25 protein-coding genes and 1 pseudogene are annotated in these 25,821 nt (G+C 61.4%); 9 read left to right on the top strand and 17 right to left on the bottom strand.

Features of this window, described 5'->3' with window-relative positions:
• Positions 1 to 9: 9 nt before the first annotated feature.
• Positions 10 to 216: a hypothetical protein gene (locus N2597_RS27765; protein WP_096763121.1), complete on the bottom strand. Its 207-nt coding sequence runs from the start codon at positions 214 to 216 to the stop codon at positions 10 to 12.
• Positions 217 to 388: 172 nt separating this feature from the next.
• Between N2597_RS27765 and N2597_RS27760 the strand changes: the two genes are divergently transcribed.
• Entirely contained in the window at positions 389 to 883 is a 495-nt protein-coding gene (locus tag N2597_RS27760; RefSeq protein ID WP_096763120.1) for an Lrp/AsnC family transcriptional regulator, read from the top strand.
• Positions 884 to 988: 105 nt separating this feature from the next.
• Here the strand turns inward: N2597_RS27760 and N2597_RS27755 are convergent, their stop codons facing one another.
• Positions 989 to 1,681 (bottom strand): hypothetical protein, encoded by a 693-nt coding sequence (locus N2597_RS27755; RefSeq protein ID WP_096763119.1) that lies wholly within the window; start codon positions 1,679 to 1,681, stop codon positions 989 to 991.
• 142 nt (positions 1,682 to 1,823) lie between these two features.
• Between N2597_RS27755 and N2597_RS27750 the strand changes: the two genes are divergently transcribed.
• Positions 1,824 to 3,476: an acyltransferase gene (locus N2597_RS27750; RefSeq protein WP_077989043.1), complete on the top strand. Its 1,653-nt coding sequence runs from the start codon at positions 1,824 to 1,826 to the stop codon at positions 3,474 to 3,476.
• On the opposite strand, the gene N2597_RS27745 is transcribed toward N2597_RS27750, so the two are convergent.
• A complete protein-coding gene (locus tag N2597_RS27745; protein ID WP_106797675.1) occupies positions 3,477 to 4,364 on the bottom strand; it encodes a LysR substrate-binding domain-containing protein in 888 nt (295 codons plus the stop codon).
• 111 nt (positions 4,365 to 4,475) lie between these two features.
• On the opposite strand from N2597_RS27745, the gene N2597_RS27740 reads away from it, so the two are divergent.
• On the top strand, positions 4,476 to 5,729 hold the full coding sequence (locus tag N2597_RS27740) for an aromatic ring-hydroxylating oxygenase subunit alpha (RefSeq protein WP_096763116.1): 1,254 nt from the start codon (positions 4,476 to 4,478) through the stop codon (positions 5,727 to 5,729).
• Positions 5,719 to 6,810, top strand: coding sequence for an FAD-binding oxidoreductase (locus tag N2597_RS27735; RefSeq protein WP_077989040.1), 1,092 nt, complete (start codon positions 5,719 to 5,721; stop codon positions 6,808 to 6,810). The genes N2597_RS27740 and N2597_RS27735 overlap by 11 nt, the downstream gene beginning before the upstream one ends.
• Positions 6,811 to 6,859: 49 nt before the next feature.
• On the opposite strand, the gene N2597_RS27730 is transcribed toward N2597_RS27735, so the two are convergent.
• The 14 genes and pseudogenes from N2597_RS27730 to N2597_RS27665 all read right to left on the bottom strand — a co-directional run bounded on the left by N2597_RS27730 (position 6,860) and on the right by N2597_RS27665 (position 21,048).
• Positions 6,860 to 7,873, bottom strand: coding sequence for a GlxA family transcriptional regulator (locus N2597_RS27730; RefSeq protein WP_077989039.1), 1,014 nt, complete (start codon positions 7,871 to 7,873; stop codon positions 6,860 to 6,862).
• Positions 7,874 to 7,958: 85 nt separating this feature from the next.
• Positions 7,959 to 8,215, bottom strand: a pseudogene (locus tag N2597_RS27725) (proline/glycine betaine ABC transporter permease); the annotation flags it as partial.
• A 108-nt stretch (positions 8,216 to 8,323) separates the two neighbouring features.
• Positions 8,324 to 9,664: an NAD(P)/FAD-dependent oxidoreductase gene (locus tag N2597_RS27720; RefSeq protein WP_183602417.1), complete on the bottom strand. Its 1,341-nt coding sequence runs from the start codon at positions 9,662 to 9,664 to the stop codon at positions 8,324 to 8,326.
• Positions 9,661 to 11,178 (bottom strand): aldehyde dehydrogenase, encoded by a 1,518-nt coding sequence (locus N2597_RS27715; RefSeq protein WP_077989036.1) that lies wholly within the window; start codon positions 11,176 to 11,178, stop codon positions 9,661 to 9,663. Before N2597_RS27715 ends, N2597_RS27720 begins: the two co-directional genes overlap by 4 nt.
• Positions 11,171 to 12,082: a dihydrodipicolinate synthase family protein gene (locus N2597_RS27710; protein ID WP_183602415.1), complete on the bottom strand. Its 912-nt coding sequence runs from the start codon at positions 12,080 to 12,082 to the stop codon at positions 11,171 to 11,173. Before N2597_RS27710 ends, N2597_RS27715 begins: the two co-directional genes overlap by 8 nt.
• Positions 12,079 to 12,795: a GntR family transcriptional regulator gene (locus N2597_RS27705; RefSeq protein ID WP_040141995.1), complete on the bottom strand. Its 717-nt coding sequence runs from the start codon at positions 12,793 to 12,795 to the stop codon at positions 12,079 to 12,081. The genes N2597_RS27710 and N2597_RS27705 overlap by 4 nt, the downstream gene beginning before the upstream one ends.
• 361 nt (positions 12,796 to 13,156) lie before the next feature.
• On the bottom strand, positions 13,157 to 13,729 hold the full coding sequence (gfa, locus tag N2597_RS27700) for an S-(hydroxymethyl)glutathione synthase (RefSeq protein ID WP_040112294.1): 573 nt from the start codon (positions 13,727 to 13,729) through the stop codon (positions 13,157 to 13,159).
• Positions 13,730 to 13,784: 55 nt separating this feature from the next.
• The gene (gene fghA, locus N2597_RS27695; protein WP_096772159.1) at positions 13,785 to 14,621 is read right to left on the bottom strand and encodes an S-formylglutathione hydrolase; all 837 of its coding nucleotides are present in this window, start codon (positions 14,619 to 14,621) and stop codon (positions 13,785 to 13,787) included.
• 3 nt (positions 14,622 to 14,624) lie between these two features.
• On the bottom strand, positions 14,625 to 15,752 hold the full coding sequence (locus tag N2597_RS27690) for an S-(hydroxymethyl)glutathione dehydrogenase/class III alcohol dehydrogenase (protein WP_341356269.1): 1,128 nt from the start codon (positions 15,750 to 15,752) through the stop codon (positions 14,625 to 14,627).
• Between the two features lie 83 nt (positions 15,753 to 15,835).
• A complete protein-coding gene (locus tag N2597_RS27685; RefSeq protein WP_077989032.1) occupies positions 15,836 to 16,528 on the bottom strand; it encodes a dimethylsulfonioproprionate lyase family protein in 693 nt (230 codons plus the stop codon).
• Positions 16,529 to 16,542: 14 nt separating this feature from the next.
• Positions 16,543 to 17,472, bottom strand: coding sequence for an electron transfer flavoprotein subunit alpha/FixB family protein (locus N2597_RS27680; RefSeq protein ID WP_183743936.1), 930 nt, complete (start codon positions 17,470 to 17,472; stop codon positions 16,543 to 16,545).
• Positions 17,473 to 17,497: 25 nt separating this feature from the next.
• Positions 17,498 to 18,247 carry an electron transfer flavoprotein subunit beta/FixA family protein gene (locus N2597_RS27675; protein ID WP_009990411.1) on the bottom strand — a complete coding sequence of 250 codons (750 nt, stop codon included), beginning with the start codon at positions 18,245 to 18,247 and terminating at the stop codon, positions 17,498 to 17,500.
• Between the two features lie 101 nt (positions 18,248 to 18,348).
• Positions 18,349 to 18,954 (bottom strand): dimethylsulfoniopropionate lyase, encoded by a 606-nt coding sequence (locus N2597_RS27670; RefSeq protein WP_096770160.1) that lies wholly within the window; start codon positions 18,952 to 18,954, stop codon positions 18,349 to 18,351.
• A 57-nt stretch (positions 18,955 to 19,011) separates the two neighbouring features.
• The gene (locus N2597_RS27665; protein WP_183602378.1) at positions 19,012 to 21,048 is read right to left on the bottom strand and encodes an NADH:flavin oxidoreductase; all 2,037 of its coding nucleotides are present in this window, start codon (positions 21,046 to 21,048) and stop codon (positions 19,012 to 19,014) included.
• A 146-nt stretch (positions 21,049 to 21,194) separates the two neighbouring features.
• Here N2597_RS27665 and N2597_RS27660 point away from each other — a divergent pair, with 146 nt between their 5' ends.
• The 5 genes from N2597_RS27660 to N2597_RS27640 all read left to right on the top strand — a co-directional run bounded on the left by N2597_RS27660 (position 21,195) and on the right by N2597_RS27640 (position 25,755).
• On the top strand, positions 21,195 to 21,824 hold the full coding sequence (locus N2597_RS27660; protein ID WP_077989028.1) for a TetR/AcrR family transcriptional regulator: 630 nt from the start codon (positions 21,195 to 21,197) through the stop codon (positions 21,822 to 21,824).
• 13 nt (positions 21,825 to 21,837) lie between these two features.
• Entirely contained in the window at positions 21,838 to 22,632 is a 795-nt protein-coding gene (locus N2597_RS27655) for a pyrroline-5-carboxylate reductase family protein (protein ID WP_040112303.1), read from the top strand.
• A gap of 68 nt (positions 22,633 to 22,700) precedes the next feature.
• Entirely contained in the window at positions 22,701 to 23,702 is a 1,002-nt protein-coding gene (locus N2597_RS27650; RefSeq protein ID WP_040112304.1) for an ABC transporter substrate-binding protein, read from the top strand.
• A 93-nt stretch (positions 23,703 to 23,795) separates the two neighbouring features.
• Positions 23,796 to 24,683 (top strand): ABC transporter permease, encoded by an 888-nt coding sequence (locus tag N2597_RS27645; RefSeq protein ID WP_077989027.1) that lies wholly within the window; start codon positions 23,796 to 23,798, stop codon positions 24,681 to 24,683.
• On the top strand, positions 24,676 to 25,755 hold the full coding sequence (locus N2597_RS27640; RefSeq protein ID WP_077989026.1) for a quaternary amine ABC transporter ATP-binding protein: 1,080 nt from the start codon (positions 24,676 to 24,678) through the stop codon (positions 25,753 to 25,755). Before N2597_RS27645 ends, N2597_RS27640 begins: the two co-directional genes overlap by 8 nt.
• Positions 25,756 to 25,821 lie beyond the last annotated feature (66 nt).

The following is a 25,821-nucleotide window of genomic DNA, read 5'->3' as shown; positions in this document are numbered from 1 at the left end:
ATGTTTCGTCTAACGGATAAATGGAACACCGGGCTCATCATCCCAGGTGGCATCGTCCGTGAAAATCGGGCCGGAATATTCCGTCTCGTGAAGTGGACGCGCATTGGGCTTGTCGCGCTTAAGGGTGAATGCCGCCGCCACGGCTTTTATCGCCAGTGGTCGATAGTGAACGAGCAGATCCGGCTTTTGATCCTCACCCGTCTCTTTCTTGTGCATGTCACCCCCCATTTTGCGTTCGGCGCCGACAGCGGTCCCGGCAAGCTGCCGGCTGGTTGGACCGTTCCTCCATTGCCGGCACATAACCTATCACAGGCACAAATCGCGATCTTACTTGATTTTCGCCATTTTCAGGCTGTATGAACTTATTAATTTGCCCATGAGAGTTCAGATGGCTGTAGAAACCGATTTCTTTAGTGAATTAGACCAATTCGACAGAAAGATTCTCGCCGCGCTCGCCGAGGACGGCAGGCTATCGATCACCGATCTCGCCGCGCGGGTCGGATTATCGAAGACTCCGTGCCAGATCCGCTTCAAGCGGCTGATCAGCGACGGCTATATCGAGGGCTTCAAGGCCGTCCTCAATCCATCGAAAATGCAGCTCGACCACATCGCCTTCGTCGAGGTGAAGCTCTCGGACACCCGCGAGGATGCGCTGAAAAGCTTCAATGAGGCGATCAAGAAGATCCGGGAAGTCGAAGAGTGCCATATGATCGCCGGCCGGTTCGACTATCTCCTCAAAATCCGCACCCGCGACATCGGCCGCTACCGCCGCGTTCTCGGCGAACGCATCTCGACGCTGCCCCATGTTGCCAACACCTCGACGAATGTGGCGATGGAGACGATCAAGGAAGGCTGGGACAAATTCGGGTCTAGTCTTTCGTGAAGGTGATCCCTGGGAGACCGCGAGCGCGATGAGCAATACAGACCACCTACGCGGCCATACTGGGCGACAGACTTACGTGTATAGTATTGCGCAGGCCGTCGATGCTCATCCAGCATAGGCGAAATAAACCTTGCCCCTTGCCGGATCAACGATCGTGACGCTGCCGCCCTTTCCGTAGGAGTAAAACGACCCACTTGACTGGATTGCCCGGTCGGCTTCGTGATCTCGACCTTTTTCGATCGAGATTATGAAACCGTACTTTTCCAGGTATTCAAATATTGTAGGAGGGTGGCGCTGAAGACGCTCCATTGCCATCATCTCCGGATCACTGTCGTAGGGGTGCCATTGGCTTATCGCGGCTTGGTCGCTCCTGTCGTCGACCGGTGTTTCATGCCACGTTCCACTTTCTCCCGAAAGCATGTCGCCTAGCCGACTTCCCTGTTTCCGCGCCCAGCCTGCACTATCATTGGTCAGCCGATAGACAACAAAACCGGTTTCGTTGTCTCCGGGCATGAAACCGAGGCCCCAAGATTCTTCCAGGCGGTATTCAATTTCAGCCACTTCAAGGGGTTCGGGAACGCGTGCGAGAAGGTTGTTTCGCTCGCTAACTTTGATGGCAACGTATGGCAGTGCGACAGCGCCCAGACCACAAGCTATGATGACGCTTCTTAAAACGACTTGGTTGGGTTGTGTCCGTCGCCAGATACGGCGCAGCCCAAGAAAGACAATTGCTATGGCCGCGATGAACAACAGGACGCAAATGGCGAGCACGACTAGTGTAATAATGATGAAACTCATATGGACTCGTAACTTGCCAAGGACATGATTGGGTTCTCAAATAGGCGTGCGGACATTGAAATTGCGCCGGCCTAACAACGTTCTACGATGGAGGCAATGTGCGTTTATGGTGCTTTGCTGCCGAAATATAGAATGAGGAAAGATGGACCAGACCAGCAGCTCGCCAGCATCGGCGAACGTACAACGAGAAGCGCGCAGGCTGCAATATCTCCCCTGGGAGCACATCGCGGCGGATCTCGACCATCCCGCTCATCTCGCCCGCAAGGCAGCGCTACAGCGAGCGTGCGGCGCAGAATTGGCCGAGACCTCCTATATCGCCGAAAACGCTGCGATCTTCACCGAGAGCCTGGCGATGGGCGAGCGGTCCTGGATTGGCGGGCATGCGCTGGTGCGGGGCGATGTGATCCTCGGTGAGGATTGCTCGATCAATCCCTATGCCTGCGTTTCCGGCAAGGTGACGTGCGGCAATGGGGTCAGGATTGCCTCGCATGCGTCGATCGTCGGCTTCAATCACGGTTTCGACGATCCCGATCGGCCCATCCATCGCCAGGGCGTCGTCAGCATCGGCATTGTGATCGGCGACGATGTCTGGATCGGCGCCAATTGCGTGATCCTCGATGGCGTCACGATCGGCAACGGCGCCGTCATTGCGGCCGGAGCGGTCGTCACGCAAGATATTCCTGCGCTTGCGATTGCCGGCGGCGTACCGGCAAAGGTGCTGCGGAGCCGGGGCGCACCGGCGAGGAAATCCGCCATTGGAGAGATCGAGGATCGGCTGGTCAGGCTTGGGCAGAAGGCGAGAGAGCAATGGCCTGATATCCTTGCGCAATGGAAGACACCTGAGGGCTATGAATCGCTGGAAGCGGACGGCGTCAGGCGGCCGGCGATCCGGCATCTCTGCGATGCCATCGAGATCGCCGCCGGCTTCGATCAGCTGCCGCCCGGGCTCGATCCGGCGCAAACCGTCGAGCGTCTCCAAGGCCTCCAGGATCGGGAGACCGGCCTCTTTCCGCAAGCGCATTCGCGTGTCCAGGACTGGGCGTTGAGAGAAGATCCGAAGGCGCTCTACAACGTGCTTTCGGTCGGTTATGCGCTCGAACTGCTCGGCTCCGGACCACGGCAACCGATCCAGGCGGTGCTACTCGGGGCTGAAGAGCTGGAGCAATGGCTGAGCACCCTGCCCTGGTCGAGCCGGGCATGGCACGCCGGTAGCGTCGTCGATGCCATCGGAACCGCCATGTATTTCAACGCCAGGTATTTCGGCATCAAAGGGCCGCGACAGGCGCTCTTCGAGTGGCTGAGCCGCAATGCCAACAGCGTCTCTGGCCTCTGGGGTGAGCCGACGGCGCTGGAGGGATGGCTCCAGCCGGTGAATGGATTTTATCGCCTGACGCGCGGCACTTACGCGCAGTTCGGCATGCCGCTTCCGCATCCGCATGCCGCGATCGAGACGGTTCATCTGAATTATCGCAACCACAAAGGCTTCGTTGCCGAGAAATACAATGCCTGCAACCTGCTCGACACGATCCATCCTCTCCTGCTGATCGGGCGGCAGACCGACTACCGCCGGACCGATGGCGAGGCGATCGCCCGCAGCTTGATATCCAGGGCACTCGACAGATGGCGGGACGGCGGGGGTTTCCCATTCGCCGACGGCGGCGAGCCGAGCCTGCAGGGAACGGAAATGTGGCTCTCGGTCATTCACCTGGCGGCCGACTTCCTCGACCTGGCGGATCAGTTCGCCTTCGTCCCGAAGGGCGTGCATCGGACGGCGACACCCGGCCTTGGTCTCTGATCAACCGTGCAGCGATGCCGTCAGCCAGGCGGCGGCGAGATCGCCCGCATGGCTGCGCTTGGCCTTGATCGGCACGATCACGTTGTAGCGGCCTTCGGCGGCAAGCTCGGTTTCCGCGGCCGGCACCAGGGTTCGATCATCGAGGAAAGTGCCGATCAGCATGCGCCATCCCAAGGCGATCCCCTGCCCCGCACGCGCCGCCGCGATGCTTTCCGTGTAATGGTTGAATCGAAGCGACGGCTTGATCTCGATATTGCCGCCGGTCAGCGACACCCATTGCGCCCAGCCATACCAGGAACGATCGAGCACATCCGTTTCGATGAATTCGTCGGCAGAGCCGAGCGGGCCATCTCCGCGGCGCCTGAGGTGGTCGGGAGAGCAGACCGGGCAGACGACGTCGCCGCGCGAGGCAATGACAGTGCCATCGCTGAAGGGCGGCACGCCGTATCGGATCGCAACGTCGATCTCTCCATCGTCCAGAGTGATCGGGTTATCCTGGGATATCACCCGCACCAGAATGCCGGGATTGGCCCGGCGGAACTCGGCAAGCCGCGGCAGCAGCCAGAAGGAGGAGAAGGCGACGGTCGCGCCGATCGTCACCACGTCCTGGCTGCGCGACTGGATCGCCTCCACGCTTTCCGCGATATCGGCAAAGCTCTTCGCCAGCGTCGCGCCGAGGCTGACGCAGGCCGCCGTCGGCTCGATCGCCCGGTGCTTGCGCAGGAAGAGCGGCTGGCCGAGTTCCTCTTCCAAAGCGGCGATCTGCCGGCTGACGGCTGCCTGGGTAACGCCGAGTTCGCTCGCCGCCGTGGTGAAACTCTTCCTGCGCAGCACCGCTTCCAGCGTCACCAGCGCCGTCAGCGACGGGAGCCGTCTTCGAAATTGCATCACAAGACTCCTATTCGCATGATAAAAACTTATGCGAAGCTAATTTTTTATGCCGTTGAAAGGCCGACGCTGCAAGAGCAATCTAGGGAAACTCTCACATAAGAGGTTCTCATGCTAAACAGGCTTCCTTCTTCCATTTCGGCGCTTCTCGACTCCCGCGCGGAAGGCCATTCGTTGCCGGCCGGCCTCTACGTTAGAGAAGACGTGTTCGAAGCGGATATCGACGTCTTCTTCCACAAGCACTGGATCTGCGTCGGCCTCGACTGCGATGTTCCGGAGGCCGGCGACGCCACAGTCGTCGACATCGGCAAGACGAGCCTGATCCTGCTGCGTGACGACGACGGCGAAATCCGCGTGCTGCACAATGTCTGCCGCCATCGCGGTTCCCGTCTTCTCAACCCGGGCAAGACGATCGTCTCGAAGCTCGTCTGTCCCTATCATACTTGGACCTATGAGCTGACGGGCGAGCTCAGCTATGCCCCGCATATGGGCAAGGATTTCGACAAGGACTGTCACGGTCTGAAGCCGGTTACCTTCAAATCGATCGGCGGCCTGATCTATGTCTGCCTGTCCGACAATCCGCCGGAGGACATTGCCGGCCTCGAGCAGGCGATGGTCGAGCGTCTCGCGCCCTACGACATCCGCAATGCCAAGATCGCCCACCAGACCGACGTCATCGAGGACGGCAACTGGAAGCTGACGATGGAGAACAATCGCGAGTGCTATCATTGCTCCGCCAACCATCCAGAGCTCTGCGTCTCCTTCGTCGACCTCGACTTCGGCTTCGATCCCGAAACGCTGAGCCCGGAGGATCGCGAACAGGCCGAGGAGCATTTCCGGCTTTACGAGGAGCGCACCCAGGCATGGGAAGCCGATGGCTTCCCGTCCGCCGCCATCGAGCAGCTCGCCGACTGCGCCACGAACTTCCGCACGCAGCGGCTGATCATATCAGGCGCCGGCGAATCCCAGACGCATGACGCCACCGCCGCATCCTCCAAGCTCCTCGGGCAGATGACCCGCAAGGATCTCGGCGACACCCATCTCTGGGGCCATAACAGCTGGAACCACTTCATGGGCGACCATGCCATCGTGGCGACCGTCATCCCGCTTTCGGCCGGCAAGACGCTGGTCAGGACCAAGTGGCTGGTCCACAAGGACGCCGTCGAAGGGGTGGATTACGACCTCGACAAGCTGACGGATGTCTGGGTCGCAACGACGGACCAGGACGCCGACCTCGTCGCCCGCTCCCATGCCGGTGCGCTCGATCCCGCTTATCGGCCGGGTCCCTATTCCCGCTTCTCCGAGACGAACCTCGACAAGTTCGCCAGCTGGTACATCGACCGGATGCGCGCTCATGGATACTAGGAACCCGCAAGCGCCGCTCGCAAAAACCGCCCGTCACGACGTCTGGAATCCCGAGGAAGACGATGCGCTCGTCTGCCTCGACGTCCAGCAGGAGACCCATGACGTCAAGACCTTCACCTTCGCCTCCCCTGACGGCAAGCGGTTCGCCTTCAAGGCCGGCCAGTATTTCCTGTTCGACCTGGAGCATAACGGAGAGCCTGAAAGCCGCTGCTACAGCATCTCCTCGTCGCCGCATCGCACGAACGCTTTCTCGGTAACGGTGAAGCGCGTTCCGGGCGGCAAGATCTCCAACTGGCTTCACGACACGCTGGTGCCGGGCGCGTCGGTCAAGGCGAACGGCCCGCTCGGCCATTTCGTCCGGTCCGAGGCGTCGAAGCCAAAACTTCTGCTGCTCTCCGGCGGCTCCGGCATCACGCCGGTCATGTCCATTCTGCGTGAACTCGCCGACAGCTGCGAGCCTGCCGACGTCATCTTCATGCATGCGGCGCGCACCCCGCTCGATCTGATCTTTCGCGACGAACTCGCCTGCATCGCCCGCAGGCTGAAAGGGCTGCGGCTGCATTTTCTGCCGGAAACGGTTGCCGGCGAACCCTCCTGGTCCGGCCTCACCGGCCGCATTTCGGCGGATTATTTCAGACTGGCGGTTCCCGATATCGCCGACCGCACGGTGATGTGCTGCGGCCCCGCTCCGTTCATGGCGGCAGCGCGCGGCATCGCCGCAGAACTCGGCGTTCCCGCCTCCCATTATCTCGAAGAAAGCTTCGACGCTGCCGTCATCGACGAACCTGAAATCCCCGCGATTCAGGAAGCGACCGCCAAGGTCTTTCAGGTCACCTTCTCCAAGCAGGCCCGCAGCATCGAGGTAACAGGCGACCAGAGCGTGCTCTCCTGCGCGAAGAAGGCGGGCGTCAGGATACCATCCTCCTGCGCCAATGGGGTCTGCGGCACCTGCAAGTCGATGCTCACGTCAGGCGCGGTCGACATGAACCACAATGGCGGCATCCGCCAGAGGGAAATCGACGCCGGCTTCTTCCTGCCCTGCTGCTCGAAGCCGCTCAGCGATCTCCTCATCGAACGCTGAGCGACACCGCGTCAATCGTCGATACGGGAACTGCCAGGATGCTGACGCTTCAGTGTGCTCTCAAGGCCGCCGCACGATGCTGCGAGGGCGTTTGCCCGAATGTGCGCTTGAAGGTTCTGGTGAACTGCGAGGCGTTTTCGAAGCCGACGTCGAGCGCAATCTCGATGAGCGGCGCCTTCGACTGGGCGAGGATCGATTTTGCCCGCTCCATGCGAACGCGGTTATAGGCCTTGGCAGGCGACATGCCCGTCTTTTCGATGAATATCCGCTCCAGCTGCCGCCTCGAGAGCCCGACCATTGCGGCAAGCTTCTCGATCGGCATGCTGCCGTCGACGAACTGCTCCATGGTGATCATCGCCGCCTTGACGCGGGCGTCGTCATAATCGTCGTAGAGCGGACGCCGCGGCTGAACATCCGATGGCGTTCGGGCCTTCTCGATCTGAAGCACTTCGAGCGCGTTTCGTTCGGCATCGCGGCTGATGTATTTTCTGACGAGCAATGCCGCCATGTCGGCAGCGCTGCTGCCCCCGGCGCAGGATCCGCGCTGCCGATCGAGATTGAAGAGCCGGTCGGAGCGGACGGCAAGCTCCGGAAAGCGCTCCCGAAACTCCTTGTAATGCAGCCAGCTGACGCAGGATTCGTGTCGTTTCATCAGGCCCGCCGCCGCCAGGATGAACGAACCGGTGCACACGCCGATAAGCGGCACCTTCTTCGCATCCGCTTGCCTCAGGAAGGTGATTGTCTGCTGGTCGACGGGATTTTCGACCGTCAGCAGGCCGCCGACGACCACGATATAATCGAACCTTGACGGGTCGACGAAATCCGAAGTAGGCGCCACCTGGACACCGCAGCTGGAGGTAATCAGATGCCGCGTGCTGCCGATCACCTGCCAGTCGGCGAGCACCCTTCCAGAACGATCCTGTTCGTCGCTGGCAAGTCTGAGCGTGTCGACGAACAATGCAAAGGCCGACAGCGTGAAGGAACGCGACAGAACGAACCCAACTTTAAGTCGCGCTGCCTGCTTTGCGCCATCGTCAACCACCCGATGCTGCTCAGCTCGCATGTTCATCTCCTGCCACGTGGAGCCAGTCGACGGCCGGCATCAAGATTGCGCCGGGCGGAAACTGCAAGTCCAAACTACTCATGACTTCCTTCCCATTCCCCAAGTGAACGGCGCTCTGCCATATTCGGTCAGTCAGCATGGTCAATAGCACGATGGCGATTGCTGCATGATTGAGGTCGCGATATCGACCGTCCTGATCGCGCCGCAGAACATTCCTTCGAGCCTGCCTGAACCCGCAATGCCCGCGACAACGGCCATGCCAGACGCCGTCGTTAGTCTCAGGTTGATCCGCATGATGGTCGGACGCGCAAAGGGAGGACGGATATTGAACAACATCTCTGCGGTCCCGCAGAAAGCCTTCCACAAAGTTTTCATTGTTATTACTCCCCAGCTGTCGTCCCTTCGCCATCGAAGTCTGCAGGCGGTGATCTTCAATTTGCGCGATCGAAATCACCCCTCGCGACCGGCACGCAATTCCTGAAAGCGGATGACGGAGTTGATGCCCAGCCAAGCGATGGGCTCGGGGGGCAGTCTCCTCGGTTCCGGCTGGTTTTTGAATTTGTCGAGCTCCGGGCTGGCGGCTCCTGTCGCGAGATCGGCGGCCATCATCCCGGCAAGCGTGCTCTTGACGGTGCCGAGACCGTTTTCGCAGCAGGCGGAAAATAGCCCTTCTTCAACCTCGCCGAATGCGGGCACATGGTTTCTGCTGAGGCAGAGCGCACCCGCCCAGCTATATTCCATCGGCAGGCGCTCCATCCCCGGGAAACGGGCATCGAACGACCGGCGCTGTTCGGCGGCGATTCCGGCGACGCGCTTTTCCGACACTTTCAGGCTCGGGTCATAAGTAAACCTCGTCCTGACGACGATCCGCGAAAGCCCGTCCTTTGTGATCTTGCGTACCGTCGCGCCCATCGGGTCGGCCGGCAGCAGCGCCCAGCGATCCACACCGGTGCCTGCGAATTCGTTCTGTGAAAAGGCCGACGTCATCGACGCATAGGTGAAGATATGCATCAGCCTTCCACGGAAATGGCCGAAGCTTTGAATATGACCGTTCACACCGAGAATGACCTTGGGCGCGGAAACGGAGCCGCGGGCGGTCTTCGCCTTCCAGCTCCTGCCTTCACGCGAAAGCTCCAGCACCGGCGAGTGCTCGTGGATGGCAACCTTCGAATGGAGCCCGCGCGCCAGGCCCCTGATATAATCGGCCGGCTGGATCATCACCGCGCCCGGGGTGTAGAGGCCGCCGCGATAATAGTGCGAGCCGGTCATCTCCCGCATCTGGTTCGCATCGAGAACGCGATGCTCCTCGCCGATCTTTTCGAGCGACTTCCTATAATTGTCGTTGAGCCCCATTCCCCGGTCGGAGGCCGCGGCATTTACCTTGCCCGAGGGATCGAAGGTTTCCCGGGGCAGGCCGTATTCGGCCGCCACGTCGGCTGCGAAGGAAATCGCCAGACGGTTCTGCCGGATCTCGTCCTTGGTCGCCGCCTCGTCCGCCACCGAATACTCGCCGGAGGACAGGTTGTGCGGCACGTCGATCATGAAGCCGGAATTCCGCCCGGCCGGCCCCTTGGCAAGCTCACGCGCATCCAGGACGACGATCTTGTCCCCAGGGCGCGATTGCGAGAGACGGCGGGCCGCGGAAAGGCCGGCAAATCCGCCGCCGATGATCAGCCAGTCGGCGGTAATGTCGTGCTCAAGCGCCGCTACGGGAAAGGTGCGTTCGCTGGTCGCCTCCCATCCCGAAACGCCGGTATCGGTCGGCAGGTGCTTGATCACATGGCGGCTCATCGGATCGTCTCGTCGACGGAGCGTTCCGAAATGTCGATCCAGATGGTCTTCAGCTCGCAGTAATTGTCGTGGGCGAAGACCGACTTGTCGCGGCCGCCGAAGCCGGACTCCTTGTAGCCGCCGAACGGCGTGGTGGCGTCGCCTTCGCCGAAGCAGTTGACGGTGATCAGGCCGGCGCGGATATCGCGGGTCAGCCGGATCGCATTGCGCAGGCTGCCCGTATAGACGGATGCCGTCAGGCCGTAATTGGTGTCGTTGGCCAGAGCAGTCGCCTCGGCGAGCGTGTTGAACGTCGTGACCGACAGGATCGGCCCGAAGATCTCTTCCTGGAACAGGCGGCTGGCCGGCGTCACACCTTCGACCAGCGTCGGCTCGATGAAGATGCCGTTATAGGTTTCACCGCCCTGGGTGACGGAGAGCTTCTCCGACTTGGCATCGTCGAGGAAGGATTTCACCTTCTCGAAGTGCGACTTGCTGACCAGCGCGCCGATGCGGTTTTCGGGATCGAGCGGATCGCCCGTCTTCCATTCGCGCATGTAGGCGCCGATGCGCTTCATCAATTCATCCTTGACCTTGGCATGGACGATGAGACGCGACGTGGCCGAGCAATTCTCGCCCATGTTCCAGAAGGCGCCGTTGACGACCTGCTCGGCGACGAGGTCGAGGTCCTCGGCATCGTCGAGAACGACGGCGGGGTTCTTGCCGCCGCATTCGAGCACCACCTTCTTGAGGTTCGAATCCGCGGCGTAACGCAGGAAGCGGCGGCCGGTCGGCGTCGAGCCGGTGAAGGCCACCATGTCGACATCATTGTGCAGGCCGATCGGTTCGCCGACCTCGCGGCCCGAACCAGTGACGACGTTGAAGACGCCGGCCGGAATGCCGGCCTCAAGGGCGAGTTCGGCGACGCGCAGCGTCGTGAGTGTTGTTTCCTGCGCCGGCTTGACGATGACCGAGCAGCCGGCGGCAAGCGCCGGGCCGATCTTCCAGGCGAGCATCAGCAGCGGGAAATTCCACGGCAGCACGCATCCGACGACGCCGATCGGCTCACGCACGATCATCGTCAGCGCGTTGGCGCCGACAGGCGCCGTGTTGTCGTAGAGCTTGTCGATCAGCTCGGCGTGCCAGCGCAGCGTATGAATGGTATCGGGAACGTCGACGGTCTGGCATTCGCGTATCGGTTTGCCACTGTCGAGGCTTTCCATGACGGCGAGTTCGTGCCGGTTGCGCTCCAGGAGCTTGGCAAGCTTCAGCAGCACTTCCTTGCGCTCACCCGGCGAGCGGAGCCGCCAGCGCCCGTCTTCGAACGCCTCTTTCGCCTTCTCAACGGCGAAATCGACGTCGCTGGAATCGCAGGCGGCGATTTCGGCCAAAGCCTCACCCGTCGCGGGATTGGTGGAGGTGAAGGTCTTGCCGGAATTCGCCGGACGAAATGCGCCATCGATGAATGCATTCGTCGGAAGTTGAAGACCGACGGCGATCGCCTTGTATTCGGCTGCGGTCAAAGGTTCATGCATGGTTGGCTCCCGACGTGATCTGGGCGACCGTGCGCTTCAATGTGGCGACGACGGTCTGAAGGGTTCTTTTTTCTTCGGAGTTCAGTCCGCGCAGCGGCGCCCGCACCGGACCGGCCTTGAGGCCGATGATCTCGCATCCGTGCTTGATCGACTGGACGAACTTGCCGCATTCGAGGAAATCCATCAGCGGCAGCATCGCGCTCATGATCGCCCGGCCCTTGTCGAAATTCTTCTCGAGGACGCAGGCCTCATAAAGGGCGACATGCTCGCGCGGCAGAAAGTTGGAACCGGCACAGACCCAGCTCTTCGCACCCCAGGCGAAGAATTCGAGCGCCTGGTCGTCCCAGCCGCAGGACAGCGCAATGTGCGGAAACTTCCGGGCGAGCCGATGAAGATTGCCCATGTCGCCGGAGCTTTCCTTGATGGCGATCACGTTCTTCGACTTGCCGACGCGGGAGAAATACTCCTCGCCCATCACCACGCCCATGCGGGCGGGATAGTTGTAGAGCATGATCGGCAGGTTGGCGGCGCGATCGACCGTCAGGGCATGGACCGCGTTCTCGCGTTCGGTCGGCAGCGCATAGGGCGGTGACGAGACCAGGATTGCATCCGCGCCGATTTCCTTTGCCGCTTTGGCGTATTCGACCGAATCCTCGGTGCGCGCGGCGCCGGTGCCGATGATGAGCGGCAGCCGTGTGCCGATGACCTCTTTCGCATAGGCCCCGAGCTCGAAACGCTCCTGGCTGCTCTGGGCGTAATATTCCCCCGTCGAGCCGCCGACGATAATGCCGTGGACGCCCGCTTCGATCAGCGACTCGAGCACGGCTGCAAATCCGGTCCGGTCAATCTGACCATTTTGATCGAGCGGCGTTACCGCCGGCGTGTAGATCCCCTCAAACTTCACGATGACTTCTCCAATATGTGCGTGGCTGGACCGCCCACGAAGGCGTCCGCCTTGAGGCCTTGCGGTGCGATGAACATCTCCATGTTCTCGCGAGACAACTCCCAGTGTTCAAAAACGAGATCGACGACGGCATCCTCGTCGTGAGCGCCGAGCGCGGCGATAAAGCCGTCATGATGGTCGACGGCCAGTTGAAGCCGCCGCCTCATGTCCTCGTTCCTCGGCCGGAAAAACGTGTGACCGATGCGCGCGTGGTCGATGAGCAGCCGGCCGAGGCTCGGCTGCATGTAGACGTTGCCCGACATCTCGCCGAAGATTTCGTGAAAGCGGTTGTTCTCCAGCACCATCGCCAGAGCGTCCGTCTTCTGGCTGGCGGCGCGAAACCGCTCCTGGGTCTGCTTCAGGTCAGACAGCTGCGCCGGCTTGAAATTCTGCACGGCGAGACGGCCGATCGCCGCATAGATCATCGGCGCAACGAGGAAGAAATTCCGCAGCGTGGAGTGGTTCATCGGGATGACCCGCGCACCCCTGTTCTCGCGGATATCGATATAACCCTCTCCGGCAAGACGGCGGAATATGTCCCGCACCGGCGTCCGCGACAGCCCGTATCTTTCGCTCAAGCTGGCCTCGTCCAGATCGGCGTCCGGGTCCAGCTCCATCGTCAGAATCTGACGTTTCAGATCTTCGTAGAGATTGCTCTTGGGTGTCTTCGCCATCGTCGATCTCCGGCCGATTGTTGCCCTATCCCGCGAAAATGCCACGCCACTCGGACCGAGTCAATATTTGTGTACATAACGTACACAATTATTATTCTGGGAATATACAATGTCGGAAAACCATACCGAGACCGGTATCGGGATGAGCGGGTTTCGCCGAAGGTGGGCTGCTAATTGCGGGATTACCGCACAGCCGAATGCGCCGCGGCGGCAGCCTTCGCGGAGTTTATCCAGGCGGGTAGCCTGACAGGTGTGGGGATTCTGTGGATCGTCAGGCTTGGACGCCTGGCGCCGGGAAGACGGCGCGCCCATCACGCGGGATGGCGGGGTCGGGGAGCGCCCGTGGGCGCTCCCCGGATGATCAAGCGGCGAGCGCGCCGCTTTTCTTGGCAGTCCAGGTCGCGATGTAGTCCATCAGGCCGGGCGAGAGGCAATCATAGGGCTCGAGACCTGATGCCTTCAGCTGCGCCCGGAGGGCTTCCATCTTGGCGGGATCAAAGCCGCTTTCGATGATCGACGACACGAAGGCCGCGAAAGTGGGCTTTGCCCAGCCGCTTTCCTGGAAGCGCTCCGGATGGACGAAGGACAGCCCCTGGAAGGGATGTTCGCGCTCGACCGGCCCGTACATATGCACGCCGCATTCCTTGCAGGCATGCCGCTGGATCAGAGCAGCGGGATCGACGACGGCGAGCTTGTCGCCGTTCTCGAGCACTTCGACGCTCTCGGTCGGAGCGACCGCCACGACCGAGAAGACTGCTCCCTGCGGCTTCCAGCACTTGGTGCAGCCGCAGACATGATTGTGGGCGATATCGCCCTTGATCCTGACCTTGACGGGATTGCTCGTGCATTTGCACACCAGCGTCCCGCCTGTGAAAGCAGCGTCAGTCGCTCGAAAGCCTGAATCCACTGCCGGATGAATGGCTATGCTGCTCATTGCTTTTCTCCCTTCCTCCCTGGCCGTTTGCGTTATGCCCGGCCGAGCCCTGCAGTCATTTTTCGAGCTTCTTCGCGTGCCAGCGCAGATGGTCTCCCATGAATGTCGAAATGAAAAAGTAGGAGTGGCCGTAGCCTTCCTGCATGCGGAGCTCGAGGGGGATACCCGCCGCCTCGCAGGCTTGGCGGAGTTCGTTAGGCCGCAGCCCATCCTCCAGGAATGAATCCGCGGTCCCCTGATCGACGAAGAATTCCGAGAACCGGTGCCCGTCTTCGATCAGCGAGCAGGCGTCATAGGCCCGCCAGGTCTTCTCATCAGGCCCGAGATATTTCCGGAATGCCGGCTTCGACCAGCCGGACACCGAGGGATGGCTGATCGGTGCGAAGGCCGAGCAGCTCCGGAAGCGGTCCCGGTTCTTGAGCGCGATGGTGATCGCGCCATGTCCGCCCATCGAATGACCGAAGATTCCTTGGCGGTCCATGTCGGCGGGAAATTCCGCGGCAAGGAGGCGCGGCAGTTCGCCGGTGATGTAGCTGTACATGCGATAATTGGCCGAAAACGGCGGCTCGGTGGCATCGACGTAAAAGCCGGCACCCTTGCCGAACTGCCAATTGTCGGGCTCGTCAGGAACGTGATCGCCGCGGGGGCTGGTATCCGGGCAGACGACGATCAGCCCAAGCTCGGCGGCAAGCCGCCGATACTCGCCCTTGTCCATGACATTGGCATGCGTGCAGGTCAGGCCGGACAGATACCACAGGACCGGGCGCTTGCCCTCGGCCGCCTGCGGTGGCACGAACACCGCAAAGGTCATGTCGCAGCCGCAGACCTCGGAGCGATCGACGTAGACGCCCTGGATACCGCCGTAAGACTTGTCGGTCGAGATGGTCTTCATGACTTAGTACACCACCACGCCGCGGATGCTTTCACCCTTGTGCATCATCTCGAAGCCCTTGTTGATGTCTTCGAGCGGCATGGTGTGGGTGATCATCGGGTCGATCTGGATCTTGCCCTGCATGTACCAGTCGACGATCTTCGGCACGTCGGTGCGGCCGCGCGCGCCGCCGAAGGCGGTGCCCATCCAGTTGCGGCCGGTGACCAGCTGGAACGGCCGGGTGGAAATCTCCTGGCCGGCGCCGGCAACGCCGATGATGACCGATTTGCCCCAGCCGCGGTGGGAGGCTTCCAGCGCCTGGCGCATCACCTTGGTGTTGCCGGTGCAGTCGAAGGTGTAGTCGGCGCCGCCGATCAGGTCGCCATTGCGCTTGGTCATGTTGACGAGATAGGGCACGATGTCGTCGCCGACCTCCTTCGGATTGACGAAATGCGTCATGCCGAACTTTTCGCCCCAGGCCTTGCGGTCAGGGTTGATGTCGACGCCGATGATCATGTCGGCACCGGCGAGCCGCAAGCCCTGCAGCACGTTGAGGCCGATGCCGCCGAGGCCGAAGACGATCGCGGTTGAACCGATCTCGACCTTGGCGGTATTGATCACCGCGCCGATGCCTGTCGTGACGCCGCAGCCGATGTAGCAGATCTTGTCGAAGGGGGCGTCGGGATTGACCTTGGCAAGGGCAATCTCCGGCAGCACGGTGTAATTGGCGAAGGTCGAGCAGCCCATATAATGATGGATCTTGTCCTTGCCGATCGAAAAGCGCGAAGTACCGTCAGGCATCACGCCCTGGCCCTGGGTCGAGCGGATGGCGGTGCAGAGATTGGTCTTGCGGCTAAGGCAGGAATAACATTCGCGGCATTCCGGCGTGTAGAGCGGAATGACGTGGTCGCCCTTCTTGACCGACGTGACACCGGGGCCGACATCGACGACGATGCCGGCACCCTCATGGCCGAGGATCGCCGGGAACAGGCCTTCCGGATCGGCGCCGGACAGGGTGAAGTCGTCGGTGTGGCAGATGCCGGTCGCCTTGACCTCGACCAGCACTTCGCCGGCTCTCGGGCCGTCGAGGTGCACGGTCATCACTTCCAGCGGCTTTCCGGCCTGAACGGCTACGGCGGCGCGAACGTCCATTTGATATCTCCCTGTTAATTCAATTTCGATTGTTATGCGGAGGCCGAGAAATCGGAACGATCTGCTTCGGCCTCACCTCAGTGTCATCCCGGCTCGACCTGACACCACACCGCCAGAAGCGGCTGGGCCGTACACCTTATCGCGAAGGATTGCCCGGCATCATTCGCGAAGACCGTTCCGGTCGCGGCAGAAAACCACTGCGAGTCACCAAGGCAGATTTCTCCCGGTGAAAGCAGAATGAAGGCGCGCGGCTGCGTCTGAACATGGTCGGGGAAGCGGGTGTAGCGATCCATATAGATCACTCCGACCCGGAGATCGGCGCGCTCTTCCATGCCGCCAGGGCCGACCAGAACCGCATGGGAGTGCGTATTGCCGAAGTTCAGGCTGGCAAACGGGCCGGTGCGGCCGCGTCTCCACAGCAGTCTGTCGGCCAGGCTCTTGAACTGGCCGGCGATCGCCTCGTATTTCCGTCCGGATTTTGCCAAATAACGGATCGCGTCATCCAGCCCTTCGGGCACGCCTGGAAGAGGGCCTCCCTCCGGGTGCACCTTGCCTGTCTTGAGCAGCCTCTGAAGGACCTTGCCCGCAACGAAACTGGCAACGGCGGGAGCATCGGCCGACAGCATCAGGCCACCGATATCGTTGAGAAATTCCTGCAGCGGCCGGGGACGCCTTTCCCTTCCGATGTCGTGCAGCCTTATATAGGCCGGCTTTTCCTCATCGTTCAGGAGAAGGTCAGCACCAGGTCTGATTGGACGTCCTACCACGCGCGCCACGTTTGTCTCCCCAGTCAGAGCGCCTTTTCCAATTCCGGCAGGGCGTCGAACAGATCGGCGACGAGGCCGTAGTCGGCGACCTGGAAGATCGGCGCCTCCTCATCCTTGTTGATGGCGACGATGACTTTCGAATCCTTCATCCCGGCCAGATGCTGGATGGCCCCGGAGATGCCGGCGGCGATATAGAGGTCGGGCGCGACCACCTTGCCGGTCTGGCCGACCTGCCAGTCGTTCGGGGCATAGCCTGCATCGACGGCCGCACGGCTGGCGCCGACGGCTGCACCCAGCTTGTCGGCAACCGGCAGGATGACCTCCTTGAACTTCTCGGCCGAACCCAAGGCCCGGCCGCCGGAGATGATGATCTTCGCCGAGGTCAGTTCCGGACGGTCGGAGGCCGACAGCGCATCGGCGACGAAACGCGACAGACCCGGATCGGAAGCAGCGGAGATCGCCTCGACGGAGGCAGAGCCGTTTGCCGGTGCCGAAGCAAACGAGGCGGTGCGCACGGTGATGACCTTCTTGGCATCGCTTGCCTGCACCGTCTGAATGGCATTGCCGGCATAGATCGGCCGCTTGAAGGTATCGGGGCTGACGACCTCGATGATTTCCGAGACCTGGGCGACATCGAGCAGGGCAGCGACGCGCGGCAGCACGGTCTTGCCGACCGAGGTGGCGGCCGAGACGATCGTGTCGTAGGAGCCGGCGAGCGAGACGATCAGATCGGCCAGCGGTTCGGCGAGATTGTTGGCAAGCGCGTCGCTTTCGGCCAGCAGCACCTTCGAGACGCCGGAAAGTTTGGCGGCCTGATCGGCCGCCGACTTGGCGGCCTTGCCGGCGACCAGGATATGCACGTCGGAGCCAATCTGGCTTGCCGCCGTCAACGCCTTGGCGGTCTGGTCGGAGAGGTGATTGCCGTCATGGTCGGCCAGAAGAAGAATGGTCATGATAGTTGCTCCTGTTCCAACCCGATTACAGCACGCCGGCTTCGTTTTTGAGCTTGTCGACCAGTTCGGCGACCGACTTGACCTTGACGCCGGCCTTGCGGCCACTCGGCTCCTCGGTCTTCAACACCTTCAGCCGCGGCGTCGTGTCCACGCCGAAATCGGCCGGGCTCTTCTTGTCGAGCGGCTTCTTCTTCGCCTTCATGATGTTGGGCAGCGAGGCATAACGCGGCTCGTTCAGGCGAAGATCGGTGGTCACCACCGCCGGCAGCTTGATCTCGATCGTCTGCAGGCCGCCGTCGACCTCGCGGGTCACGGTCGCCTTGCCGTCACCGATCTCGATCTTCGAGGCGAAGGTCGCCTGGGCCGAACCGAGCAATGCCGCCAGCATCTGGCCGGTCTGGTTGGAATCGTCGTCGATTGCCTGCTTGCCCGTGATGATCAGGCCCGGCTGTTCGGCATCGGCGACACCTTTGAGAATCTTGGCCACCGCCAGCGGCTCGACCTGATCGTCGGTCTCGACCAGGATCGCCCGGTCGGCACCCATGGCAAGGGCGGTCCGCAGCGTCTCCTCGGCCTTGGCCGGGCCGATCGACACCACCACCACTTCTTCGGCCTTGCCGGCCTCCTTCAGCCGCAGCGCCTCTTCCACCGAGATCTCGTCGAACGGGTTCATCGACATCTTCACATTGGCAAGCTCGACACCCGAACCATCCGGCTTCACACGGATCTTCACGTTGTAGTCGACAACCCGTTTAACGGGCACGAGAATCTTCATTTGCAATCCCCTTTGTAATTCCGAATGCTGATCCCGACAGCGCCGCACATCTTTTTCAGATGCGCACAGGACGCTGCAAGGTTTTGAGTCTGCGCATCGCGCTAGTGCGGCCGTTCGGCAAGCAACGCCCAGAAGGCGAAGAGCGGCCTATCGACCGACCGCATGGCATGTTTGATCCCTGGGACATTATAGAACGATCCGCCGATGCCAGGCGAAAACCAGTTCCCCTCTCCCTGCTTGAACTCCCCCTCGGAAAGCACGAGATAGACCTCCTCCGGCGCATGATCATGATCCGGATAGCGCACGTGCGGCGCCATCAACGTGACCCCGAGCCACAGATCGCTCCGCTCCTCCAATCCACCGGGGCCGATGATCATCGCATTGGCATGCCCATCGGCAAAATTGTCGCTGGCCGAGTGGTCATACTTGGTGCGCCGACGCCATTCAAGCATTGGCTCGATGCCTTTGAAAGCCTCGACCAAGCGCCCCAGCGAAGGATCATAAGAGGTATCGATCGCGAGCGCCACATCAAGGTGAGCGCAGACCGGCAACCGGCTCCCGTCCCCCGCCCGCGCGGCCCCCGGCTGCTCCAGCCTTGCGAGAAACTGCCGGATCGAGCGCCGGGCCTCCGGGGCTGTCGCAAACACCTGGAAAGCCTGAGACGCCGCGTCCAGGAAAAGCTGCAGGCTCTCCTCACGTATACTCATGCCATCCCCTCCCTGAACAGACGATTTTAGCCGGCCAGCCAGTGGCCTCTCCTGCAATCATATATCTTTCGCGATGCGCAGGCCGTCATAGACGGCGGCATGCGTGTTGCGCGCAGCGACAGCGTCGCCGATCCGGAACAGCTGGAATTTGCCCTCGGGATTGCGAACGACCGACTGCGGTTCGCCGGCCAGAAGCTGGTCGTGCGACATCTCGCCCAGGTTGCTCGAATTGGGCTTCAGCTCGAAATAGAGCTCATCGAGCGGAATGGTCCCATGATTGACGATGATCTGGTCGTAGCTGCTCTGCTTGGCAATCCCGCCATAATCGCTGCCGACATGGGCGACAAGCTGATTGCCGCTCTTCTCCACCGCCTCCAGGCGATAGGTGACGGTGAAGGTCACGTCATGCTTCTGAAGGGAGCGCATATAGGGCACGAGGTTCATCGCCATGACCTCGGGCGCGAAGGAGCGGTCGGGCGTCATGATCTCGACCTTGGCGCCTGCCCTGGCGAGAAATTCCGCCGCCTGGAGGGCAGCGTGATCGCCGGCATCGTCGAAAATCAGGACGTTGGTGCCAGGCTTCACGTCGCCGGAGATGATGTCCCATGAGGAGATCACCAGCTCGTTGCCCTTCGAAAGAACTTCGGTGTGCGGCAGGCCGCCGGTCGCGACAATGACAACATCGGGGTTTTCGGCTTCGATCGTGTCGGCTTCCGCCCAGGTGTTGAAGTGGAAGGTCACGTCGTATTTCTCGCACTGGCTCATGCGCCAGTCGATGATGCTGATCATCTCCCTGCGGCGTTCGCTCTGGGCGGTGAGGCGGATCTGACCGCCGGGATCGTTCGCCGCTTCGAAGACGACAACCTTGTGGCCGCGCTCCCCGGCCACCCGTGCCGCTTCGAGACCGGCCGGACCGGCGCCGACGATAACGACCTTCTTCTTCACATCGGCCTTATCAAGGATATGCGGCATGGTCAGTTCGCGGCCGGTGGCGGCATTGTGGATGCAGTAGGCGGCGCCGCCCTGGTAAATGCGGTCGAGACAGTAATTGGCGCCGACGCAGGGCCGGATTTCCTCTTCCCGCTTTTCGATGATCTTGCGAACGATGTGCGGGTCGGTCATGTGGGCGCGGGTCATGCCGACCATGTCGACCTTGCCGGACGCGATGGCATGGCGGGCGGTGGCCACATCCGGGATTTTCGCCGCATGAAAGGTTGGGAAATCGGTCGCGGCGCGAATTTCGCCGGCGAAATCGAGATGCGGGGAATTCGCCATGCCCTGGATCGGGATCACATCTGTCAGACCGGCATCGGTATCGATGTGTCCACGGATCACATTCAGGTAATCGATGAGGCCGCTCTCCTTCAATCGCTTGGAGATTTCGAGGCCTTCGGCTTTGCCCGTGCCGCCGGGAAGACATTCGTCGGCCGTATAGCGCAGGCCGAGAATGAAATCGTCGCCCACCCTTTTCCGGATTGCCTTGAACACGTCGAAACAGAAGCGCAGGCGATTGTCGAGCGAACCGCCATAGGGGCCGTCGAGCTCATTGGTGAGCGGAGACACGAACTGGTCTATCAGGTGGCCGTAGGCCTCAAGCTCGACACCGTCCATGCCGCCCGCCTTCATGCGCTCGGCCGCGTCGGCGAAATCCTTGATGATGCGCTCGATATCCCAGTCTTCCAGCTTCTTCGGGAAAGCGCGATGGGAAGCCTCGCGATGATGCGACGGCGCCACAACCGGCAGCCAGTCGCCCTTGTCCCAGCGCGTGCGCCGGCCGAGATGGGTGAGCTGGATCATGATTGCCGCTCCCTCTTCGTGCACGGCATCGGTCATTTCCCTGATCCAGGGAACGATCTCGTCCTTATATGCAAGCAGGTTGTTGAAGACCGGCGGGCTGTCCTTGGAGACGGCCGCCGAACCCGCCGTCATCGTCAGGGCGACGCCGCCCTTTGCCCGCTCCACCGTATAGGCGCGATACTTTTCCTTCGGCATACCATCTTCCGGATAGGCCGGCTCGTGCGAGGTCACGATGATACGGTTGCGCAGCTTCAGATGCTTGAGCTGGTAAGGCTGAAGGAGAGGATCATTCGACATGGGCCGTGGTTCCGGATTAAAAACGACATGGGAACGCTATGCGCAATGTACATATGTGTCAACGCAGAAAACATCGTGGTCGTTATTTTCGACACATATGTACATTTTTCTTGTGCGCCACCTCGTAATTTGATAGGAGATAATTCATGGATCAGGCTTTGAATGACACTGGCTGGCGCGGATCGCAGGAGGGATGGCTGGAAGCAGCCTATCATTCCCTGCTCGAGTCTGGCGTTGACTCGGTAAAAATTCTGCCCTTGGCGAAGAAGCTCAATCTATCGCGGACGAGCTTCTACTGGTTCTTCAAGGATCGGGAGGAACTGTTGAGCGCGTTGGTGGCGCGGTGGCGCGACAAAAACACCGGCAACATCATCAAGCAGTCGGAGGCTTACGCGGAATCGCTGGCCGAGGCGATGCTCAACGTCTTCGATTGCTGGCTCAACACCGATCTCTTCGACGCGAAATTCGAGTTTGCCATCCGCAGCTGGGCGCTGCAGTCGGACGAGCTTTTGGCCGAAGTCCAGCAGGCCGATCAGATCCGGCTGGAGGCGCTGAAGCGCATGTTTATGCGGTTCGGCGTACCAGAAACGACATCAGATGTCAGAGCGCGAACAACATACCTCGTGCAGATCGGGTACATCTCCATGCAGTCGATGGAGGATATCGCCGTCCGCATGAAACGGATTCCGGAGTATATTGCGATCTACACGGGTGAAGTGCCGCAGCAGAGGGAGCTTGATCGCTTCTTCTCTCGGCACGGCTATAGGCCCAGTTAGAGGAAGGCTGGAGATGAGCGTTTCCTTGAGGATCGGCATAATCGGTGGCGGCGGCTGGCTTGGCGGAGCAATCGCCGGCTCGATCATTGACGCCGGCCTGGTCGATTCTCGAAACCTTTGCCTCTCCTATCGCGGCGAGCAGCCGCGCCGTTTCCCGAACTCCTCCTGGACTTCTGACAATCAGGCGCTTGCCGACCGCTCCGACGTGATCATTCTCTCCGTTCGCCCCGATGACTGGCATCGCCTGGCGCTCGATGCCGGCGGCAAGCTCGTCATCTCGGTCATGGCGGGTATCCGACTGGATGCCCTTTCAGAACGCCATAACACCGGTCGCGTCGTCCGCGCGCTGCCGAACGCTGCCGCCGAAGTGGGCAGATCCTATACGCCCTGGATTGGCGCGAGCGGTGTCACGGCAGATGACCGGGCCATTGTCGGCGCGATTTTCGAGGCTTGCGGATCACAGGACGAAGTCGCAAGCGAAAGCGACATCGACTACCTCACGGGCCTTTCAGGATCCGGTCCGGCATTTCCGGCACTGCTCGCTGCCGCCATGATGAGCGACGCCGTTGCCCATGGCCTTTCGCCCGAGATTGCCCGGCGCGCCGTCAATACCGTGCTGGTCGGCGCCGGCCACCTCGCGGAACGTCGCGACGAATCTCCTGACGATATCGTTGCGGCCTTTCTCGACTATCGCGGCACAACGGCGGCAGCCATCGAAGCAATGCGCGCCGCCGGGTTCGACGCCGCGGTGGCAGACGGACTATCGGCAGCTTTCAAGAAATCGGTGAGTATGGGAGACGCTTCCTGACGACCGTTGAGGGCGGGTACTGCGGCACCCCGCCTTGCTAGATCCGCCGCTAAATAGAGGGAACGAGAATGAAGAAACTACTCGCATCGACATGTTTGACGTTCGGCCTGCTCGGCGGCGCGTCTTTTGCCAGCGCTGCCGAATGCGGCAGCGTCACCATCGCCAGCATGAACTGGCAGAGCGCCGAAGTTCTCTCCAACCTGGACAAGTTCATCCTGAACGAAGGTTATGGCTGCAGCGCCGACATCACCGTCGGCGACACCGTCCCGACAATCACCTCCATGGCCGAAAAGGGTCAGCCTGATATTGCTCCGGAAGCCTGGATCGACCTGCTGCCGGATGTCGTCAAGAAGGGTACGGAAGAAGGCCGCATCGTGCAGGTCGGCTCGCCGCTGCCGGACGGCGGCGTACAGGGCTGGTGGATTCCGAAATATCTCGCCGACGCCCATCCCGACATCAAGACGATCGGCGACGTGCTGAAGCATCCGGAACTCTTCCCTGATCCGGAGGATCCGAAGAAGGGCGCCATCGTCAACGGCCCGCAGGGCTGGGGCGGCACAGTCGTCACCTCGCAGCTCTATAAGGCGTTCGGCGCGGAGAAGGCGGGCTTCACCCTCGTCGACACCGGCTCTGCCGCCGGCCTCGACGGTTCGATCGCCAAGGCCTACGAACGCAAGGAAGGCTGGGTCGGTTACTACTGGGCGCCGACCGCGCTGCTCGGCAAGTATCAGATGGTCAAGCTCGAAGCCGGCGTTCCGGAGGATTCAGCCGAATGGAAGCGCTGCATCACCGTCGCCGACTGCCCCGATCCGAAGCCGGCGGCCTGGCCGGTCGATCATGTCGTCACGCTGGTTGCCAAGCCCTTCTCGGAAAAGGTCGGGCCTGAAGTCATGGATTACCTGGCGAAGCGCTCCTGGAGCAACGACACGGTCAACAAACTGATGTCGTGGATGACCGATAACCAGGCGACCGGCGAAGACGGCGCCAAGCACTTCCTGAAAGAAAACAAGGACATCTGGACCAAATGGGTCTCGCCGGAGGCAGCCGCGAAGATCGAAGCTGCTCTCTAAAACAAAATAGCGGTGCGCGAAAAGCGCACCGCTTCTCACGCGCCGACAAAATCAAAAAGACTGCCACGGCTGTTTGACGAAAGGGGAACCGAGATGGAATGGTTTTACAAATTCCCGCACATGAACGATGACGCGCTTCGCAATCTGAAGAAGGCGATCGATGACGGCTTTCGCGGATTTACCCGCAGCTATGGCGACGGCATCGAAAGCCTGTTCGTGCCGCTGCAGCATTTCCTGATCGCCGCCGAGCGTTTCATGACGCAGACGCCGTGGCCGATCATCACCGCGATCATCCTGGCCATCGCCTGGTTTGCCAGCCGCAGCCTGAAGGTCGTCGCCGGCTGTCTGGTGACGCTGCTGCTGATCGGCTATTTCGACATGTGGGACGACACGATGCGGACGGTCTCGATGATCTTCGTCTGCACCGTTCTTTCCATCGCCATCGGCATCCCGATGGGCATCCTGATGGCCCGCTCCGACCGGCTGCAGCGCATCGTCAACCCGATCCTCGACGTCATGCAGACCATGCCGAGCTTCGTCTACCTCATCCCCGTCGTCATGCTGCTCGGCATCGGCAAGGTTCCTGGGCTGATCGCCGTCGTCATCTACGCCATCCCGCCGATGATCCGCCTTACCGATCTCGGCATCCGGCTCGTCGACAAGGACGTGCTCGAGGCCGCCGACGCCTTCGGCACCTCGCGGTCGCAGAAGCTGTTCAAGGTGCAGCTGCCGCTGGCGCTGCCGACCATCATGGCCGGCATCAACCAGACGATCATGATGGCGCTCGCCATGGTGGTCATCGCCTCGATGATCGGCGTCCAGGGCCTCGGCCAGCCGGTGCTGAAAGCGATCGCCAACCAGTACTTCACGCTGGGCATTTTCAACGGCCTTGCCATCGTCGGCATCGCCATCATCTTCGACCGGGTCAGCCAGGCATATGGCAAAAGGCTCCAGAAGCATCGGGAGACCGTCCATGGCTGAGCATCATTTCGGCGGCATCAAGATCCGCCACCTCTACAAGATCTTCGGCCCCAACCCCGCCGCCCATGTCGAGGCGGTGCAGAAAGGCCTGACGAAGAGCGAGCTCAACCAGAAGCACGGACACGTGCTCGGCCTTCGGGATATCAATATCGAGATCCCCTCCGGCTGCATCCAGGTCGTCATGGGCCTTTCGGGATCCGGCAAATCGACGCTGATCCGCCACATCAACCGGCTGATCGACCCGACCTCCGGCGAAGTGCTGGTCGACGGCGTCGACGTCGTGAAGATGAACGAGATCGAATTGCGCACGTTCCGCCGGCAGCAGACGGCAATGGTGTTCCAGAAGTTTGCGCTGCTGCCGCACCGCAACGTCCTCGACAACACCATCTTCGGCCTCGAAGTGCAGGGCATGGAGCGGGCGAAGGCCATCGACATCGCCATGCGCTGGCTGGAGCGGGTCGGCCTCAAAGGCTTCGAGCAGCGCTATCCCAACCAGCTCTCCGGCGGCATGCAGCAGCGTGTCGGCTTGGCGCGGGCACTGGCCAACGATGCGCCGGTGCTTCTGATGGACGAGGCCTATTCGGCGCTCGACCCGTTGATCCGCACCGACATGCAGTCGGTGCTTCTCGACATCCAGAAGGAAATCAAGAAGACCATCGTCTTCATCACCCACGATCTTGACGAGGCGCTGCGCCTCGGCGACCAGATCGCCATCCTGCGCGACGGCGAAGTCATCCAGCAGGGCACCAGCCAGGACATCGTGCTGCGCCCGGCCGACGAATACATCGCCAACTTCGTCAAGGAAGTGAACCGGGGACGGGTCGTCCATGTCGAAGCCGTCATGACGCCGCTGCACGCCGGTGCGGCACCCGTCGGCTTGGCGATCGCGGCCGGAACGACGGTCGAAGAGGCCGTCCGGATGCTGGCCTCGACGTCGGCCGACGATGCAAGGGTGGTGTCGCCATCGGGAGAAACCCTGGGGCTCGTCACCTTCCGCCAGCTCGCCGGCGCGATGGTGAACTCGCAGGAGGTGGCCGCCCGGCGCGACAACACTCTTTCGGTTGCACTCTGAAGCTGCGCGCGGCGACTCTCGGCTCGGTCGGCGACACCGATATTCGGTGCGCCGCCATGCGATGCA

Source organism: Rhizobium sophoriradicis, assembly GCF_025200795.1.
In the GTDB taxonomy this organism is placed as follows: Bacteria; Pseudomonadota; Alphaproteobacteria; order Rhizobiales; family Rhizobiaceae; genus Rhizobium; species Rhizobium sophoriradicis.
Note: the sequence above shows the minus strand (reverse complement) of the source record. Positions and strands in the feature narration are given on the sequence as shown.

What these genes read in the sequence shown, in the direction of transcription:
- N2597_RS27765 (WP_096763121.1), bottom strand. Translation starts at nt 216, where the DNA reads ATGCACAAGAAAGAGACGGGTGAGGATCAAAAGCCGGATCTGCTCGTT.
- N2597_RS27760 (WP_096763120.1), top strand. Translation starts at nt 389, where the DNA reads ATGGCTGTAGAAACCGATTTCTTTAGTGAATTAGACCAATTCGACAGA.
- N2597_RS27755 (WP_096763119.1), bottom strand. Translation starts at nt 1,681, where the DNA reads ATGAGTTTCATCATTATTACACTAGTCGTGCTCGCCATTTGCGTCCTG.
- N2597_RS27750 (WP_077989043.1), top strand. Translation starts at nt 1,824, where the DNA reads ATGGACCAGACCAGCAGCTCGCCAGCATCGGCGAACGTACAACGAGAA.
- N2597_RS27745 (WP_106797675.1), bottom strand. Translation starts at nt 4,364, where the DNA reads ATGCAATTTCGAAGACGGCTCCCGTCGCTGACGGCGCTGGTGACGCTG.
- N2597_RS27740 (WP_096763116.1), top strand. Translation starts at nt 4,476, where the DNA reads ATGCTAAACAGGCTTCCTTCTTCCATTTCGGCGCTTCTCGACTCCCGC.
- N2597_RS27735 (WP_077989040.1), top strand. Translation starts at nt 5,719, where the DNA reads ATGGATACTAGGAACCCGCAAGCGCCGCTCGCAAAAACCGCCCGTCAC.
- N2597_RS27730 (WP_077989039.1), bottom strand. Translation starts at nt 7,873, where the DNA reads ATGCGAGCTGAGCAGCATCGGGTGGTTGACGATGGCGCAAAGCAGGCA.
- N2597_RS27720 (WP_183602417.1), bottom strand. Translation starts at nt 9,664, where the DNA reads ATGAGCCGCCATGTGATCAAGCACCTGCCGACCGATACCGGCGTTTCG.
- N2597_RS27715 (WP_077989036.1), bottom strand. Translation starts at nt 11,178, where the DNA reads ATGCATGAACCTTTGACCGCAGCCGAATACAAGGCGATCGCCGTCGGT.
- N2597_RS27705 (WP_040141995.1), bottom strand. Translation starts at nt 12,795, where the DNA reads ATGGCGAAGACACCCAAGAGCAATCTCTACGAAGATCTGAAACGTCAG.
- gfa (WP_040112294.1), bottom strand. Translation starts at nt 13,729, where the DNA reads ATGAGCAGCATAGCCATTCATCCGGCAGTGGATTCAGGCTTTCGAGCG.
- fghA (WP_096772159.1), bottom strand. Translation starts at nt 14,621, where the DNA reads ATGAAGACCATCTCGACCGACAAGTCTTACGGCGGTATCCAGGGCGTC.
- N2597_RS27690 (WP_341356269.1), bottom strand. Translation starts at nt 15,752, where the DNA reads ATGGACGTTCGCGCCGCCGTAGCCGTTCAGGCCGGAAAGCCGCTGGAA.
- N2597_RS27680 (WP_183743936.1), bottom strand. Translation starts at nt 17,472, where the DNA reads ATGACCATTCTTCTTCTGGCCGACCATGACGGCAATCACCTCTCCGAC.
- N2597_RS27675 (WP_009990411.1), bottom strand. Translation starts at nt 18,247, where the DNA reads ATGAAGATTCTCGTGCCCGTTAAACGGGTTGTCGACTACAACGTGAAG.
- N2597_RS27670 (WP_096770160.1), bottom strand. Translation starts at nt 18,954, where the DNA reads ATGAGTATACGTGAGGAGAGCCTGCAGCTTTTCCTGGACGCGGCGTCT.
- N2597_RS27665 (WP_183602378.1), bottom strand. Translation starts at nt 21,048, where the DNA reads ATGTCGAATGATCCTCTCCTTCAGCCTTACCAGCTCAAGCATCTGAAG.
- N2597_RS27660 (WP_077989028.1), top strand. Translation starts at nt 21,195, where the DNA reads ATGGATCAGGCTTTGAATGACACTGGCTGGCGCGGATCGCAGGAGGGA.
- N2597_RS27655 (WP_040112303.1), top strand. Translation starts at nt 21,838, where the DNA reads ATGAGCGTTTCCTTGAGGATCGGCATAATCGGTGGCGGCGGCTGGCTT.
- N2597_RS27650 (WP_040112304.1), top strand. Translation starts at nt 22,701, where the DNA reads ATGAAGAAACTACTCGCATCGACATGTTTGACGTTCGGCCTGCTCGGC.
- N2597_RS27645 (WP_077989027.1), top strand. Translation starts at nt 23,796, where the DNA reads ATGGAATGGTTTTACAAATTCCCGCACATGAACGATGACGCGCTTCGC.
- N2597_RS27640 (WP_077989026.1), top strand. Translation starts at nt 24,676, where the DNA reads ATGGCTGAGCATCATTTCGGCGGCATCAAGATCCGCCACCTCTACAAG.